Origin of the sequence: Mycobacterium sp. HUMS_12744610 (genome assembly GCF_041206865.1) — a bacterium.
GTDB classification, from domain to species: domain Bacteria; phylum Actinomycetota; class Actinomycetes; order Mycobacteriales; family Mycobacteriaceae; genus Mycobacterium; species Mycobacterium servetii.
The window spans coordinates 771468-785496 of record NZ_JBGEDP010000001.1 but is presented as its reverse complement, the minus strand read 5'-3'; the positions used below and the strand labels follow the sequence as shown (position 1 = coordinate 785496).

General features: G+C 62.7%; 6 protein-coding genes and 6 pseudogenes. 9 read left to right on the top strand and 3 right to left on the bottom strand.

Going from position 1 to position 14029, the window contains the following annotated elements; genetic code table 11:
- The first annotated feature begins 41 nt into the window (after positions 1–41).
- The 4 genes and pseudogenes from AB8998_RS03980 to AB8998_RS03965 all read left to right on the top strand — a co-directional run bounded on the left by AB8998_RS03980 (position 42) and on the right by AB8998_RS03965 (position 5013).
- Positions 42–1441, top strand: a pseudogene (locus tag AB8998_RS03980) (cytochrome P450).
- Complete coding sequence (locus tag AB8998_RS03975) at positions 1438–2112, top strand: transglutaminase-like domain-containing protein (protein WP_369736890.1); 675 nt, start codon at positions 1438–1440, stop codon at positions 2110–2112. The pseudogene AB8998_RS03980 and the gene AB8998_RS03975 overlap by 4 nt, the downstream one beginning before the upstream one ends.
- A gap of 71 nt (positions 2113–2183) precedes the next feature.
- Complete coding sequence (locus tag AB8998_RS03970; protein WP_369736302.1) at positions 2184–3584, top strand: IS1380 family transposase; 1401 nt, start codon at positions 2184–2186, stop codon at positions 3582–3584.
- Between the two features lie 287 nt (positions 3585–3871).
- Positions 3872–5013, top strand: a pseudogene (locus AB8998_RS03965) (acyl-CoA dehydrogenase family protein).
- 50 nt (positions 5014–5063) lie between these two features.
- On the opposite strand, the pseudogene AB8998_RS03960 reads toward AB8998_RS03965, so the two are convergent.
- Positions 5064–5670: pseudogene (locus tag AB8998_RS03960) on the bottom strand (IS5 family transposase); the annotation flags it as partial.
- 188 nt (positions 5671–5858) lie between these two features.
- Between AB8998_RS03960 and AB8998_RS03955 the strand changes: the two are divergent.
- Positions 5859–7133 carry an ISL3 family transposase gene (locus AB8998_RS03955; protein ID WP_046187320.1) on the top strand — a complete coding sequence of 425 codons (1275 nt, stop codon included), beginning with the start codon at positions 5859–5861 and terminating at the stop codon, positions 7131–7133.
- A 14-nt stretch (positions 7134–7147) separates the two neighbouring features.
- Here AB8998_RS03955 and AB8998_RS03950 read toward each other — a convergent pair.
- Together AB8998_RS03950 and AB8998_RS03945 are read right to left on the bottom strand one after the other, a co-directional pair.
- Positions 7148–7483, bottom strand: a pseudogene (locus tag AB8998_RS03950) (IS5 family transposase); the annotation flags it as partial.
- Positions 7482–8770, bottom strand: a pseudogene (locus tag AB8998_RS03945) (IS1380 family transposase); the annotation flags it as partial. The pseudogenes AB8998_RS03950 and AB8998_RS03945, both read right to left, overlap by 2 nt.
- 277 nt (positions 8771–9047) lie before the next feature.
- On the opposite strand from AB8998_RS03945, the gene AB8998_RS03940 reads away from it, so the two are divergent.
- From AB8998_RS03940 to AB8998_RS03925, 4 genes and pseudogenes are all read left to right on the top strand, one after another.
- Positions 9048–10058 (top strand): alpha/beta hydrolase, encoded by a 1011-nt coding sequence (locus tag AB8998_RS03940; RefSeq protein ID WP_033721600.1) that lies wholly within the window; start codon positions 9048–9050, stop codon positions 10056–10058.
- Between the two features lie 82 nt (positions 10059–10140).
- Positions 10141–10447 (top strand): annotated as a pseudogene (locus AB8998_RS03935) (TetR/AcrR family transcriptional regulator); the annotation flags it as partial.
- 218 nt (positions 10448–10665) lie between these two features.
- Positions 10666–11085, top strand: a complete 420-nt coding sequence (locus AB8998_RS03930) for an MmpS family transport accessory protein (protein WP_007172563.1) — start codon at positions 10666–10668, stop codon at positions 11083–11085.
- Positions 11082–14015: an MMPL/RND family transporter gene (locus AB8998_RS03925; RefSeq protein WP_007172562.1), complete on the top strand. Its 2934-nt coding sequence runs from the start codon at positions 11082–11084 to the stop codon at positions 14013–14015. The genes AB8998_RS03930 and AB8998_RS03925 overlap by 4 nt, the downstream gene beginning before the upstream one ends.
- Positions 14016–14029: the final 14 nt, after the last annotated feature.

Here is a 14029-nt window from a genome sequence, read left to right as displayed (position 1 = left end):
GTCGATAAAGCCATAAAGCCCGGGAACGGTTATCTTCGGTCATCTTGATTCCCGCGCCGCAACGGGTGGACGACGGACTTCGCCGGTGGAGTCGGCGGTGGCCAGTGCGTGAACTGGCAGCCCCCCGGCTGGAAGCGGATTGCGACCGGTTCTCGGTGATGCCGGGCTCCCCTTGGTCGGGCACACCCTCGACTACATCCGGTTTGGGTCCGACCTGGGCAGAGAGCGCTACGAGCGGTTCGGTTCTGTCTCGTGGATGGGAGCGTTCGGTACCAAAATGGCGGTCATCGCGGGCCCCCAAGCTACCCAAGAGGCGCTCACCACCAACGCAAAGGCGTTCTCGCAAGACGGCTGGGCCTTTCTCATCGACGCGTTCTTCCACCGCGGATTGATGCTGATGAGCTTTGACGAACACCTCATGCACCGGCGCATCATGCAGGAGGCCTTCACGCGGCCGCGACTGGCCGGCTACGTCACCCAAGTGACCCCTTGCGTCCGCGCAACCCTGCCCACGTGGCCGACCGGCCCGTCCGTCCGCATGTACCCGCTGTTGAAAAACCTGACCCTCGACATCGCCACCGATGTGTTCATGGGTGGCCGAGGCAAAGACAGCAGCGACGCCATTAACCAGGCGTTCGTCGCTACGGTACGCGCGGCCAGTTCGCTCGTCCGCGCGCCGCTTCCCGGTACCCGCTATCGCGCCGGGGTCCGCGGCCGACGGGTGCTTGAGGAGTACTTCGCCCGGCACTTGCCGGCCGCCCGGGCCGGCGACAGCAATGACCTGTTCTCGGCGCTGTGCCATGCCAGCACCGAAGACGGGCAACGTTTCAGTGACTCCGATGTCATCAACCACATGATTTTTCTGATGATGGCCGCTCACGACACATCGACGATCACCACCACCGCGGTAACTTATTACCTGGCAAAGCATCCAGAATGGCAGGATCGGGTTCGCGCCGAAAGCGATGTTCTCGGCGACCGGTCACCGGAGATCGATGATTTGGAAGGGCTCAGGTCCCTCGATCTGGTGATCAAGGAATCCATGAGACTCGTGGCGCCGGTTCCGCTAGTGATGCGCAAAACAGTGGAAGACACCGCAATAGACGGCCACTACATCCCCTCCGACACGCTTGTGGCGATCACTCCCGCCGTCAACCATTTCGTCCGCGAAGTCTGGCATAACCCGGATCGCTTCGACCCCTTACGTTTCGACGTCCCACGCCGCGAAGACCAAGCCCATCGCTTCGCGTGGCTGCCGTTCGGGGGTGGCGCGCACAAATGCATCGGTATGCATTTCGGCACCCTCGAGGTGAAAGCGATCCTGCACCAGATGCTGCGCACGTTCACCTTCGGCCTCGACACCGATTACCGCATCCGTTGGGACAACACATCGCTGCCGATCCCGGTCGACGGGTTACCGATCAGGCTCCACCACCGATGAAGTTAGAGTTCGCGCGGTTCCTTGCACCCACCGAATTCCTCGACTGGAAACACGATGCCGTGCAGCAGTTCACCGAATCGGCGACGCGTAACGCCATTGATTCCGTCGATAAGGCGTGCCGCATCTTCACCGCTGTCCGTGATTCGATCTGGTACGACCCGTATTCCGTCTCCGACGACCCGTGCCAGTACCGAGCCAGCGCGGTCGCCGTCGCCGAGCGCGCCTACTGTGTCCCCAAGGCGGTGCTCTTGACGGCTGCGTGTCGCGCCGCGGGGATTCCGGCGCGGTTGGGTTTCGCCGACGTCCGCAACCATCTGCAGACCCCGAGTCTCCGTGAACGGATGGGTGGCTCGGACGTTTTCGTCTACCACGGCTACAGTCAAATGCTGCTGAATGGCCGGTGGGTCAAGGCCACGCCGGCGTTCAACCGCGAGTTATGCGCGCGCTTCGGGGTCCCTCCTATCGAATTCGACGGTCAGCGAGACGCCATGTTGCACGCTCACACAGGCGACGGCTCCCAACACATGGAATACCTCCATGACCGTGGCGTTTTCGACGACCTTCCCCTCACGGAAATCATCGACGCGCTGCGCGACAACTACAGCGAACTCATCTACGAACCTCCCTGGATTTTTCATCGAATGTGGAGCTCAGGGGTGTCGTTAACGTGAAAGGTGCACTGCCGCAAGGATAATCGGAGTATTCGAGGCTCGGTTATCCAGGATGGGAGTGCACCTGTCAGATGCAGGCTACTACGGATTGGTCGAAGAATGTCCGAGTTGAGGTCCGTGGCGACGACGTGGTCGGGCACGCCGGTAACGTGATACCCCGGTTGCTGGCCGACAATCTGGGTTTGACCAGCGGTTTGTCGTCGGTGCTGTCGCGCCCAGAAGTCACCCACGACCGAGGCGCGGTGTTGCGCGATGTGGCGGTATCGATCGCCGGCGGCGCGCAGAACCTGGCCGGCACCGCGGTGCTGCGCGATCAGCACCGGTTGTTTCAGGCGGTGGCGTCGGTTCCGACGATGTGGCGGTCCCTGGGCGAGATCGACGAGCAGAGCATCACCGAGGTCACGGCCGTGCGCAACAAGGTCCGCTCTCGGGTGTGGGAGGCGATCGAGGCCCGCCACGGTGCGATCCCGGCTTCGCAGACCTGCTATGGGGACCTCGGGGACACGATCGTGATCCGCATCGACGCGTCGCTGATTCAGTCGCACAGCGATAAGCAGCACGCCGCAGGCAATTTCAAAGGCGGGTTTGGCTTCCACCCGCTGTTGGCGTGGTGTGACAACACCGGCGAACTGCTGGCGGTGATCGCCCGTGCAGGCAACGCCGGCTCGAACACCGCGGCCGATCATATCGCGATCATCGACGCCGCGATCGCGGCGATCCCGGCCAAGTGGCGCCGCAAGTTGCTGGTCACCATCGACGGCGCGGGTTCAAGCCACGCCGTCGTCGAACACCTGGAGAAACTCAATGCCCGGCCGGGGATGTCAGTGGGCTACTCGGTCGGATTCGACCTCGATGAGCGGGTCCGGGTCGCGATCGGCCAGATGCCCGATGCGGGATGGCAAGCCGCACTGGATGCCACCGGAGCGGCCCGTGACGACGCCCAGGTCGCCGAGTTGACCGGGCTGCTGCGCCACAGCACCGGAGGGGATCGGCTGGTCGGCTGGCCGGCCGGCATGCGCATCCTGGTGCGGCGCGAAGAAATCGAACACGGCACCCAGTTGTCATTGTTCGAGCAGCTGGCCGGCTACCGCTACCAGGTCCTCGCCACCTCGACTGCCGGTGGACAACCCCAGCGACTGGAAGCCCGCCACCGCGTCCACGCCCGGGTGGAGGGCTTCATCCGCACCGGCAAAGACACCGGCCTGGCCCGCTGGCCCTCACACTCGTTCGCCATCAACACCGCTTGGGTCACCGCCGTCGCGATCGCCATCGACCTGCTGTGCTGGATGCGACTGCTACTCCTGGACGGCCCACTGGCCAAAGCCGAACCCGCCACCCTGCGCTACCGGCTGCTGCACGCCGCGGCCCGGCTGATCAAACGATCCCGCTACCTGATCCTGCGGATCCCCCAAACCTGGCCCTGGGCACAAGAATTCGCCGACGCCCTCAACAGGGTCCGCGCCATACCCTGACCCACAGGCCCCTATGCCCTCTCGACCCCAAGAAAGGAGTAACCACCCCCGGGATAAAGGACCCGGCGTCACCGCACGACACGCGGCGCCGCCGCCTACCCCCAGCCTCAAAACCTCGACAAAGCTGCCGCCCCGCAGACCGCCACAGCAGAACCCGGGCCACCGTGAAATTCTGAGGCCTCCGCCCATATCAGACTCGTTCACCAATTAACAGTTTGAAAGATTATGCTTGTGCAAAGCACTAATGCGGGATATCTCACGGCAGCTAACCGAAAGGACGCCTCCCTATGACAGCCGCCTCACCCTGGCTCAACCCGGAATTGGAAGCGCTTCGTGATCTCGCCGCAAAGTTCGTTGCCACTGAGATTGCACCCCACTCAGAGCGCTTCGCCGAGCAACACCATGTCGACCGGGCGGTGTGGGAACGAGCAGGCGAGCTGGGCCTGCTGTGCATGTCGATGCCGGTCGAATACGGCGGCGGCGGCGGGACATTCGCACACGAGGCAGTTCTGCTCGAAGAGCAAGCTCGAATCGGGGACAGTTCGTGGGGCGCCGGCCTGCACAGCGGCATCGTCGCACACTACATCCTGCACTACGCCCGGGAAGACCTGAAAAGGCAGTGGCTGCCCAAGATGGCGTCGGGCGAATTGATCGGTGCCATTGCGATGACGGAGGCCGGAACCGGATCTGATCTTCAAAGCGTGAAGACGCGCGCCGTCCTCGATGGGGACGAGTACGTCATCACCGGCTCGAAGACGTTCATCACCAATGGTCAGCAAGCCGATCTCATTGTCGTCGTGGCCAAGACCGACATACTCAAGGTGCCAACGGTATTTCGCTGATTGTCGTGGAAGCCGATCGCCCCGGGTTCCGGAGAGGACGAGTCCTCAGCAAAATAGGTCAGCGCGGTCAGGACACATCTGAATTGTTTTTCGACGGCGTGCGCGTCCCCAAGACGCATCTGCTAGGCGACACCGAGGGGCAAGGTTTCATCCAGCTGATGACGCAACTGCCGCAGGAGCGACTAATCGTTGCGGTCGGAGCGGTTGCCGCCATGGAATTGGCCTTGCAGCAGACGGTCAAATACACGCGCGAACGAGAGGCCTTCGGACGAACGATCTTCGGGTTCCAGAACACCAAGTTCACCCTGGCCGAAGCGGCCACTGAAACAAGGATTGCGCGAGTATTCCTCGACCACTGCATCTGCCTACACCTCCAGGGCCAGCTCGACGTGCAAACTGTCGCGATGGCCAAATGGTGGACGACGGAACGGGCGATGAAAGTCCTCGACGACTGCCTGCAGCTGCACGGCGGGTACGGATACATGACGGAATATCCGATTTCGCGTCTCTGGGTTGATCAGCGAGTACAGAAAATCTACGCGGGGTCTAACGAAATAATGAAAGAGATTATTTCGAGGTCGCTTTGACAAGATAGCGACGACCGAACGCCCGGTGTATCAACGCAGATGAGGATCTGCTACTTGAGACAGGCAAGCTCCACCGCAGATAAAGCCATCGAATGGATCACGGCGCAGGCCAGCAGTACACCGCCGAGGTATGTTAGGGCGTACTTGTCGTAGCGGGTCGCGATGCCGCGCCACTGCTTGAGCCGATTGAAGCCACGTTCGACGGTGTTGCGCAGCGCGTAGATCTCGGCGTCGAACGCCGGTGGGCGGCCGCCGGCGGATCCCTTGGCCTTGCGGCGGTCGATCTGATCTCGACGTTCGGGAATCGTGTGCTTGATTCTGCGGGAACGCAATTGGGTACGGGTGCTCGGATGCGAATACGCCTTGTCGGCGAGCAACCGGAAATCGTCAGCGGACTGGTCTGAATCCCTGCATGTCGCGGCGTAATCATCGAGCAGCGCCATCAATTGCGGGTTGTCGCCGGCTTGGCCGGCGGTGAGCCGGACCGCCACGGGAGCTTCGCGAGGATCAGTCAGCGCGTGGATCTTGGTGGTCAGCCCGCCGCGGGAACGCCCGATCGCATGATCGTCGGGCTCATCGGCAGATTTCTTGTAATTCGAATTCGACAGTGCCCCCTGTGCACAACGTGTCCGAACGGGCGCCCGCCGAGTGTTGATGGGGCTCTGCGGAAATGAGCGTGCAGCAGTGGTTGGCGGATATCCGCGGTGGGGGTTCGTGTCGTTGAGCTGAGGTGGGGCCTCGGTGGGTGACGATTCAGGTTCCTACACGCCGCTTCACCAACACCACCGAGGTGACCCTTGCCTGAGGCTACTGCCTGCCCGCCGTCGGTTGTTGCCGACACGATCATGCGCACCATCGAGTTGGGGGTGACGATCACCGACGCCGCGGTCGACGAGAAGACGACGACGATCTTCTGCAGGCCGGTGGCCTGTGACGCCAGGTGTCCGGACTGCGGCCGGGAGGGCCGCTACCGCGACACTGTGACTCGGCCGTTGACGGATCTGCCGGTGGCCGGCTACCCGCTGGTGCTGCAGGGTGCCCTACCTCGCTACCGCTGCACAACGCCAGCGTGTGGGCGGGCAGTGTTCAACCAGGATCTGGGCAAGTTGGCGGCCCCGCGCTCATCGACGACGCGGCGCTGTGCCCGGTATGTATTGCGGCGGTTGATGATCGACCGCACCACCATTTCGGCGATCGCCGCCGAACTCGGGGTGTCCTGGCATACTGTCAGCTCCATCGCGATGCGTGCGACCGCCGGCCTGATCGCCACAACCGGGCCGGATCGGCTGGCCGGGGTGACGGTGATCGGTGTCGATGAGCATCGCTGGGCGCCTCGGCGTCGCGGCACAGAGGGGTTCGTCACGCTGATCATCGACCTCACGCCTACCCACGACCAGACCGGCCCGGCACGCCTGCTCGACCTGGTCGAAGGACGCTCAGCGACCGCACTGGCCACGTGGTTGGCCGCCCAACCCACCGACTTTGCCCGGGCCGTGGAGGTCATTGCGATGGACGGGTTCGCCGGCTACAAGACCGCCGCCACCGAGGTCATCCCGGACGCGGTCACCGTGATGGACCCCTTCCACGTTGTGGCTTTGGCCGGGACCAAGCTCGACCTGATCCGCCAACGCATCCAGCAGCAGACCCTGGGTCGGCGCGGACACACCGGTGACCCGCTCTATGGGATCCGGCGCATCGCCCGAACCCGCCTGCAGCTGCTCTCCCCACGCCAATACACCCGGCTGACCGAGGTGCTCGACGGCGACGACCATCTCGCCGTCAAGGTCGCCTGGCTGATCTATCAGAAGATCATCGCCGCCTACGCCGACCCGAACCGACGTCACGGCAAGAAGGCAATGACCAGGCTGATCGAGTCGATACGGCGCGGCGTACCCGCCGGATTGGAGGAGATCGCCCAACTCGGCCGCACGCTATCGCGCCGCCGCGCCGACATCCTGGCCTTCTTCGACCACCACGTCTCCAACGGACCCACCGAGGCCATCAACGGCCGCCTGGAAGCATTGCGCCGCAACGCCCTCGGATTCCGCAACCTCACCCACTACCGTTGGCGCTCACTACTACACAGCGGAGCACTCCACCAACTTGTCAATGCACTCTGAATTACGAAGAGCCGTTGATGGGCACGCACGTTGGTCGAATCGACTGATAACAGCTTTTCGATGTCGGCGTGCACGTCGGCGTCGAACCCGAACGAGGCCGCGACCCGGGCGAACATCTCGTCGTACGTGCCGTCCAGCGACCACCGGTGATGGCGTTTCCACACTGTTTGCCACGGCCCGAATTCGGCGGGCAGGTCCCGCCACGGGCATCCTGTGCGAAAATGCCAGGCGATCGCTTCCAGGATCAGCCGGTGATCACGAAACCTGTTGCCTCGCTTACCGTCATGCGACGGCATCAACGGCTCGACCACCGCCCAAAACTCATCACAAATCACACCCGTCCGTGTCACGAGATCGATCTTGGCTGCGGGCGGGTTGATGACGCTCGAAGGCCAGGGTTTGAGTCCAGGCGATCAGGTCGCCAGCCAGGGCGACGACTTCGAGCCAGATCCGGTTGGCCCGGTAGCTGTGGAAAGGCAGGTTACGCAGGCCGGTGTCCTTCAGACAGCGGATACGGTCTTCGGCGCGGGCGCGTTGGCGGTGACGCACTTCCAGGGTCGGCAGCGTCCAGCCGGTTCCGCGAGTGTTGGTCGCAAAGCAGGTGATTCGCCAGCCGTTATGGTCGGTCAGCCGTAGCTGGGCACCGGGGTGAGGACGTTCACGGCGGGCGATGACTCGCATCCCGCGTGGCCATTCCTGGGGGCCGTACTTGGCCGGCGAACGGGTGGGTTTGACCGGGGTCGGCATCCAGTTGGTGAGCTCGGCGACCTGCGCACCCTCACGAGGTGCGCCGTCACTGTCGAGCGCAGCCACCCAAGCCTGCTCGGGAATCGTCTCGATCGCGGCCTGGACAGGGCCGTGAGCGGGAAACCCGATGGAATAGTGCAATCCGGCGTCGGTGAGGTGATGCAGGAATGCTTTAGACGCCCCGCCGGCATCGGCGCGCACCAGCACCTGGCCCCGCTCGGCGGCGGGCAGTTGTTCCAGCGCGGCGCCCAGCACTGTGATGTGATCAGAACTATTGAACGGCGAGGCCTTTCCGGGCGTAGGTCCAGCGCCAGAGTTTCTCCGGTGCCGTGCTCGCCATGGTCGACAAAAGCGCACATCGGGGCGAACCCATAAGACATCTTGTGGGTCGCCTCAGCGCCCTCCTTATCCGAATGCGCCGCCACCAGGGTGGCATCGATATCGACGATGACCTGCCCACCCTCTCGTGTTCCCGGTGTTCCCGCCAGCGGCCGACGCCGTGACCAGACCCGGTCACGGGCTGCAGCGTGTGCCGAGCGCAGCGCCATGACCGCAGCATCGGTGGTGGCGTCATCGACGGCCAACGCCGCAAACAACCGAGACACAGTCGGGTCGGAGGCCACGACTCCGAACAAGTCGCGCTGCGCACGGACTGCGGCCACATCGGCCAAACAGTCACCACCGAGCGCGACCGCGATCGCCACGTCAAGCAGCACCTTGCCCGGATCATGGCGGGCCCGCGCCAGCCGCCACGGCCCCAGCGCCCTCGATAGGACAAGCCCCAGGCCCGCAACCCGGATCGTCTCGTTCATCATCGCCGCGCCCGATGACGTCACCAACGACTCGCGGACATCATCGACGACCAGCCCACCAACTGCGTTACGCTTCACCTACGGAGTTGCCTTCCTGCTTGAGGATCTTGAGACTTCAGCAATCCCAAGAATTCCCTGCAGGACAGGCGCTTCCGTGCATTACACGCCGTCACAACCCCCAACGACATGAAACCTCGAGGCTAGCATTGTGAAGTCGGCGATCTGGGCCCCTCCCGTCCGATCGCGAGGGGTCTGTCGAACGTGCAGACCGCTACCGTCCTCACTCCTTCGCGCGTTACAGCGGACCCCATACAGATAGTATCTAATACATGCGGTACCTGATACCGTTGGCTCTGTGAATTCGTCTGATTGGCGGGATCGGCCCGCGAGCGCCCACTTCGGCTCCATCTGCTGGCAGTCGCGCCTGCTGGCGTTATTGACGGCTATCTTCGCGCGCCCAGTGCTCGCTACCTTGACCGTCATCGGCATAGTCATCAACCGTTTCAGTCCTCACCTGTTGCAGCGTGCACGCCTTGACGTCATCGACAAACCGCTGCGCGTGGTGCCGCCACCGGCGGGAACTCAAGTGACCCCCGTCGCATTGCCACAGTGTCCGGCCGAGTGGGTGGTATTCCCGACGGCCCGCCAGTCCGACCGGGTTATCGTCTACTTCCACGGCTCGGCGCTGGTGACTTTGGGTCTCAATTCGCATCGGCGGTTTGTCGGTAAGCTCTCCCAAGAGACCGGCGCGCGGGTATTCAATGTCGGTTACCGGCTGGCCCCGCAGGCCCGCCTTGAGGATGCCGTGTCCGACGGGCTCGACGCCTACCGCTACGTTATGTCGCTCGGCTTTTCAGCGGATCGCATTGTGCTAGCAGGAGATTCGGCCGGTGGCATGGTGGCTGCCGGTACCGCACTGGCCGCCCGCGACAGCGGGCTGCCGGTGCCTGCGGGTCAGGCGCTGATGTCACCGCTGACGTCGTCGGATATGGGGCTGAAGTACCGGGCCCTCAAAGACCATCGCGACGTGATGTTTCCGTTCATGACGGTGAAGTTCCTCTATGACGTCTTCGGTACTGTCAACGGCACCCGGGCGGCGCCAGTGATGCCGTCGGAGGCCGATCTGCATGGCCTTGGCCCATTTTTGCTCCAGGTTGGCACCCACGAGATGCTGCTCAATGACACCCTCACGCTGGCCGACCGGCTGCGGGCTCACGGCGTACCAGTGTGGGTGCAGCAGTGGCACAAGGCGATGCACATGTTCCAGCTCGGTTTCGACGTCAACCCAGATGCGCTTCGCGCGGTTGAGGAGGTGGCGATGTTTATCCGTCATCTCACCACCGCGCCGGAAAAGAACAGCGCATAATCCGCCCATCGCGCAGGTCGTGGAACATAGAGCAGCCAGTAGCGCAGGGCTTCAAGTGCGGCGCGGACCAAGACGCCGGTCGCAGCACGAGGTGGACGACGAACGGGTTGTCGAGGTCAAGCGGATCAGGACCGCCGCGACGCTATCCCCGCCGACGCAATTGAGAGCTCGTTGCCTGCGCTCGGCCGTTCGGGATCACTGGATATGCTGTTGGCCGCCTACTCGCTGGTGGCCACCCTCTGGCAGACGCCAACCCGCCAGAGCGGCTCACCGATGTCTACGCAAAGGGCGCGCAAGTCGTTCCGCCCGAGTGGAATCTGGGCTTCGCGTCCGCCTTGACCCGCCTGCTGACCGCCAGGTGCATCGGCCTCATCTCTGAAACCTCATGAACAGAAAAGGAGACCAGGACGCAGTGGCTTGGCGAACTGCAACCGGTGAAAACGATGCCAACCTTGTCGATGGCCGGGAACCAGGCGAGACCGCGCAGCCTTCCGCCGGCAATGGCTTTGCGCCAAACGCTAAGTTGCGATCGATCCAGTCGAATGGGCGGTGGGGCGCCCAACTAGCGGGAGATGGTTGGCTGGGGAGGATTCACGTTGGCGCTGCGATGAAGAAAATGTGGATCGTCCTGGTCATCGTGGCGGTGGTGGCGGTAGCGGGCTTCTGCGTACTGCGGCTTCGCACCTTTTTCGGCGTCCACGACGATCAGACGATGACCAGCGGCATCGCCGATGAGATCAAGCCGTTCAATCCCAAGCGCGTGGTTTACCAGGTTTATGGTCCCCCGGGGACGGTGGCCAACATCAACTACTTGGACATCAATGCCCAGCCCCAGAAAGCTAGCAACGTGCCTTTGCCCTGGACGCTCTCGGTTACCTCGACGCTGCCCTCGGTGAGCGTCAACATCGTCGCGCAGGGCGACAGCAACCAAATCGGCTGCCGGATCATCGTGGACGAGGTGGTCAAGGACGAAAGGTCGAGTCAGGGTATGAATGCGCAAACGTTCTGCATAGTGAAGTCCGCATGACCGATGACCGGGCCGCAGGGCTGCCGCATATGCCGGTTTTCGCGCGAACGGTCCACAAACTCGCGGTGCCCGTCGTCTTTGCCTGGGTGGGGCTTGTCGTCGTCCTCAGCGTCTTGGTTCCATCGCTGGACGCGGTCGCCGAAGAACACACCGTGTCGATGAGCCCCAAGGACGCGCCGTCGATGCAAGCGATGAAGCACATCGGCAAAGTATTCAACGAATTCAACAGTGACAGTGCGGTCATGATCGTGCTGGAAGGTGACAAGCCGCTGGGCGATGAGGCCCACCATTTCTACGACCAGATCGTCCGCAAACTCGAGGCTGACACGAAACACGTCCAGCACGTCCAGGACTTCTGGGGGGATCCGCTGACGGCCGCCGGTTCGCAAAGCTCCGACGGCAAGGCCGCCTATGTGCAGGCGTATCTTGCTGGTAACCAGGGCGAGAGCCTGGCCAGCGAGTCTGTCGCGGCGGTCCGCAAGATCGTGGACAGCGTGCCTGCGCCGTCGGGGGTCAAGGCCTATGTGACCGGCGCTGGGGCGTTGATCGCCGATCAGCACTCGGCCGGACAAAAGAGCCTCCAGAAGGTCACGATCATCACCTTCGTGGTGATCATCGTGATGTTGCTGTGGGTATACCGCTCGATTATCACCGTGTTCAGCACGTTGTTCATGGTGGTGATCGAGGTGATGGCGGCTCGGGGGGTTGTCGCTTTCCTGGCCTACAACAACATCATGGGATTGTCGACCTTCGCGGTTAATATTTTGGTGCTGTTGGCCATCGCCGCTGGGACAGACTATGCGATCTTTATTCTCGGCCGATATCAAGAGGCGCGCGGCCTAGGCGAGGACCGCGAAAAAGCCTTCTACACCATGTTCCACGGAACCGCGCACGTCGTCCTTGGCTCTGGCCTGACTATTGCCGGTGCGATGTATTGCCTGAGCTTTACCCGGCTTCCGTATTTCCAGACTATGGGTATCCCTTGTGCGGTCGGGATGCTGGTCGCCGTTGCTGCCGCGCTGACCTTGGGTCCGGCGGTCCTGACCGTCGGCAGTTTCTTCAAGCTGTTCGATCCTAAGCGCAAGATGCGGACCCGGGGATGGCGACGGGTGGGCACCGCGATCGTGCGCTGGCCCGGGCCAATTCTCGCGGTGTCAGTCGCGATCGCCCTCATCGGTCTACTCGCCCTACCCGGTTATCAAACCAATTACGACAACCGGCTGTATTTACCCCCGAGCGTCCCCGCGAATATCGGCTACGCCGCCGCCGAACGGCATTTCCCCGCGTCCCGGATGAATCCGGAATTGTTGATGATCGAGACCGATCACGACATGCGCAACCCGGCGGGCATGCTGGTGTTGGACCGGATCGCCAGGGGGGTCTTCCACATCCCGGGTGTCGCGCGCGTCCAGGCGATCACCCGGCCGCTGGGAACGCCGATCGAGCACACCTCAATCCCGTTCCAGATCAGCATGCAAAACACCACGCAGGTCGAAAACCAGCAGTACATGCACCAGCGCATGGACGACATGCTCAAGCAGGCCGACGCGATGCAACAGTCCATCGACACCATGCAGCGCATGTACAACATCACCTCGCAGATGGCCGCGGTCACCCACCACATGGACGGCCTCACGCATGAAATGTTGGATGTCACAAACACATTGCGCGACAACATCGCCAACTTCGATGATTTCTTCCGGCCGATTCGCAGCTACTTCTACTGGGAAAAGCACTGCTTCGACATCCCGGGCTGCTGGTCGCTGCGATCCCTCTTCGACGCGCTCGACGGTCTGGATCAGATCACCGAAAAATTCACCTATCTTGCCGGCGACATATCTCAGCTGGACGCCTTGATGCCGCAGATGCTGGCGCAGATGCCGCCCATGATCGCCACCATGACGACCATGAAGCAAATGATGCTGACCATGCACAGCTCGATGTCGTCGCTGTATGACCAGATGGACGTGATGAGCCAAAACTCGACCGCCATGGGCCAGGCCTTCGACGCCGCCAAGAACGACGACTCGTTCTACATCCCGCCGGAAGTCTTCGACAACCCCGACTTCAAGCGCGGTCTGAAGATGTTCCTGTCGCCGGACGGGCACGCGGCCCGCTTCATCATCTCCCATGAAGGGGATCCCGCGACCCCGGAAGGCATTTCGCACGTCGAGCCGATCAAGAACGCAGCCAAGGAAGCCATCAAGGGAACTCCGCTGGAGGGCGCCAAGATCTACCTTGCCGGCACCGCCGCGGTCTACAAGGACATGCGCGACGGCTCCAAATACGACCTGATGATCGCGGCAATAGCTGCGGCCAGCCTGATTTTGATCATCATGCTGATCATCACCCGAAGCCTGGTCGCCGCGGTCACCATCGTGGGCACGGTGCTGATCTCGTTGGGCGCCTCGTTCGGACTGTCCGTGCTGGTGTGGCAGGACATCATCGGCTTCAAACTGCACTGGATGGTGCTGGCGATGTCCATCATCTTGATGCTGGCCGTCGGATCCGACTACAACCTGCTGCTGGTGTCCCGTTTCAAAGAAGAAATCGGTGCCGGTTTGAAAACCGGAATCATCCGCTCGATGGCCGGCACCGGTGCGGTGGTGACGTCTGCGGGCCTGGTCTTCGCCGCCACCATGGCCTCGTTCATATTCAGCGATTTGAAAGTCGTCGGGCAGGTCGGCACCACCATCGGCCTGGGTCTGCTGTTCGACACCCTGATCGTGCGCTCATTCATGATGCCGTCCGTCGCCGCGCTGCTGGGGCGCTGGTTCTGGTGGCCGCAGCAGGTACGCACTCGCCCGGCCAGCCAGCTACTTCGGCCCTACGGGCCACGTTCGGCGGTTCGCGCCTACCTGCTGCCCCGGCAAGATGACCCGCAGTCGGCGACCACCGACCGGTTCCCGGCGGCCTCACCGCACTACTAAGGCATTGCTGAGGT